A 2,891-nucleotide genomic window follows, 5' to 3' on the forward strand; every position below is an offset into this window, starting at 1 on the left:
CGTATTTTCGAGGGTGACGGTGACTGTGGCCAGTCCGGTAGGCCGCTCTGTGATCTCCAGCACTGCATTCAGGTTGCGCGGGTGGTTGCCTTGCGTGCCGTCGTATGCAGTTTCGGGGTCTCCAAGAAGTTGCCCTTCATTGAAGGCGTAGTCGTAGCTGGCAGAGCGCAGGCTGGATGCGCCTTCCTCCAACGATTCCCCAAATACGCCGAGAATCAGATACGTAGTAAGGTCCACGGTGCTCAGGTCCTGTAGGGGATCATGGACGACAAAGAACGCCTCGTAGTCGCTTACAATTTCCTGGTAGGCAATGTCTGTCTCGTTCGTTGCACTGACAGCCCCCCCGGTTCCTTCGAGCACTTGAGCAAAGACATCGCCATTGGGCGTTTCGTTGTACGGCGTGTTGTTGGGGGTTGTGCTGGGGTCGGCCATGTCGTGCACGTGTACCGGATAGGCTTCGCCGCTTATGGTGTTTTCGAGCACGACTGTGACCGCAGCGTTTCCATCGTCCATCTCTTCAACGCTGATTTCCGCGCTGAGCGTGCGGTCGTGCGTGCCCCGGTATGCTGTGTCGGGGTCGCCAAGCAGCTGTCCCTCGTTGAAGGCATAGCCAAATGTATCCATTTCCGGGTCTTCAAATCCGGGGTCAACCGGAGAGGAATCGTTGTCGCACGCAGTGAAGACAAAAAGAGAGGTAACGGCCAAGACAACAGCCCATAACATATTTGATTGCGTGTAATCCATTGCTTTGCAGAGGGTTGGTGATAAAAAACCAGTACGGGAAGATTCCCGCTCACCTGACCCTACGAGGTATATCTCGCAACGGATGGTCTGCTATTCAATTAAACGTTACGGAGCAGTAACCTACGTGTCGTCCTGCTAATACTACCGCCGGTTGAGAGCTGACCGGCTGGTGCAGGTTGCAAAAAAAAGCACGCCCCTGGCTAAGAGACGTGCTTCGATAGTGCGGCACACAGTTTGGACTGGGAAAGATGCACAGAGAGGGCATCTTGCCGAGAAAGCAGGGCTACAGCCCGAAGAGCAGTCCGCCACGAATCCCAAAGGCGTTTAGGTTATCGCCCTCTGTGAAGTAGATCGAGTAGCCCAGTTCGACGAAGGGGCGGAAGGGGAGCACGCCAAACTGCGCGCCAGCCAGTACGTTGAGGCCTGCATCAGTCTGCGTATCGCCATTGCTGATAAAGGAGAACCCGGCGCCAAGTCCGCTATAGGGGGTGAACACCCGGTTGTCGATGCCAAAGGGGAAGAGCAGGTTTACGTTCAGGGTTGAGAACGATACATCACTATCAATGAAGTAATAGTCGTACGTCGGGTTGAGGGTGAAAGGCAGGGCGACCGAGGAGATGCGGAGGTCCGCGCCGAGGGCGAGCGTGGCATCGTCGCCATTAATATCGTCTCCTACATCAACGCTGACGCGAGGACCGAAGGCGAGGCCGACCTGGGCGTCAGCATTCTGGGGGAGGGCCGTGCAGAGCAAGAGCGCAAGGGTGGCAGCCAGACAGGTGCGTAGCATGGTAGAATGGGGGGAGCAAGTTGGAAAACACGAATGCCTGAATATCGGAGGCAGCAGTCAAAGGTGCAATGTTGCCCTACAGCCAACAGTGAATACGCACAGAATCAGTTGGGGCCAAGGTCGAAAAAAAATAGCGCAGCCCGGCAGAAGCCGGTACTGCGCTACAGCGTAAGGAAGAAGGCAGAATGTCTGTTGCGTTTATCTACAGATCAAACAGGACCCCGCCGCCCAGTCCGAGAAGTGTGGGGGATCCTGTTCCGAAGATGAGGCCAAGTTCTGCCTGTACAAACGGTCGAAATCCGTCAAGGTCGAATTCAGCACCGCCTATGCCGGTCAGGCCCAGGTCGGTTGCGCTCGCGCTAAATGACCCGAATTGGGTGGTTGCACTCACCGAAGTGCGAAAGAGTTGCAGTCCAGCCCCAGCATACGGAGTGATGTCGCTATCATCCAGCTCGAAGTCAAACAGCCCGTTTGCGCCTATCGACCAGAATGTGACGTTCTCGGGGGCGAAGTAAAAATTGAATGTTGGGTTGATACGCACAGGAAAGTCTTCCAGCTCAATACGTACATCGGCACCGATGTACGGCTCGCTGATATCAGCGACATCAAACCCGACCTTCGGCCCGAGAGAGATTTCGGTCTGTGCCTGGGCCGTAGCCGGAATCAGGAAAAGCGCGAGAAGCAGCGTCGTCCATGTCAATCGTTTCATAACAAGTTGCGTGTTGAGTGATGGAGGGTGAGAACCCCACAAGAAGGGGGACATTACAACAAAGCGTAATTCATCATGCCACCCGGACATTCTGTTTTTTCGTCGTTTGTCGCTTTACAATCAATCTGCATTGCTGCTTATCTCGATCGCATACCTCCTTGTTATGTGGGGGGGCAGTGGCACGCAGAGCGTAGCGGCTTCCTCCCCCAAAAGCCACGCGGCAGAGCGTTATGCGGCAGAGCATGTAGCCCAAGAGACCGGGGCGCCAGAGCGCCTATCAGTCAGTCCATCAGTCGTCGGTGTAGTATGGACGCCCAGTGGGTCGGATGTGGAAGAGGTGCGCACGCTGCGTATGATGGAGGGGAATAGCATACGCCACGTGCGGGCCACCCGGCCTCCAACGCCTGAGGGGATGCAGGCCGCAGCGACATTTGGCATTGCCCTCTACGTCGACGTATCTGCGCCGGTGTTGCGCGACGAGGCCCACTGGGAGCATCCTGCTGTAGCGGGCATCGGGTGGAGCGGGCCGCTCAGCTATAGCGGATGCGCACGGTGGGGGCAGGTCCGGGCGAGCCTGCCGCCGTCGGTAACGCCGTATGTTGTAGCGCCGGTGACTCCGGGCGGCAGTCGCTGCACGTTCGACGAGGCCAC

General features: G+C 56.8%; 4 protein-coding genes. 1 reads left to right on the forward strand and 3 read right to left on the reverse strand.

Annotation, left to right across the window (positions count from 1 at the left end):
- From PPP56_RS02160 to PPP56_RS02170, 3 genes are all read right to left on the reverse strand, one after another.
- A partial coding sequence (locus tag PPP56_RS02160) for a hypothetical protein (protein ID WP_353562333.1) occupies positions 1-723 on the reverse strand: 723 nt, incomplete at its 3' end.
- Between the two features lie 304 nt (positions 724-1,027).
- Positions 1,028-1,531, reverse strand: a complete 504-nt coding sequence (locus PPP56_RS02165) for a hypothetical protein (protein WP_353562335.1) — start codon at positions 1,529-1,531, stop codon at positions 1,028-1,030.
- A gap of 202 nt (positions 1,532-1,733) precedes the next feature.
- Positions 1,734-2,240, reverse strand: a complete 507-nt coding sequence (locus PPP56_RS02170; RefSeq protein WP_353562337.1) for an opacity family porin — start codon at positions 2,238-2,240, stop codon at positions 1,734-1,736.
- Positions 2,241-2,370: 130 nt separating this feature from the next.
- Here PPP56_RS02170 and PPP56_RS02175 point away from each other — a divergent pair.
- On the forward strand, positions 2,371-2,891 hold a 521-nt coding region (locus PPP56_RS02175), incomplete at its 3' end, for a hypothetical protein (protein ID WP_353562339.1).

This window comes from Longimonas sp. (assembly GCF_040409695.1).
Lineage (GTDB): Bacteria > Bacteroidota > Rhodothermia > Rhodothermales > Salinibacteraceae > Longimonas.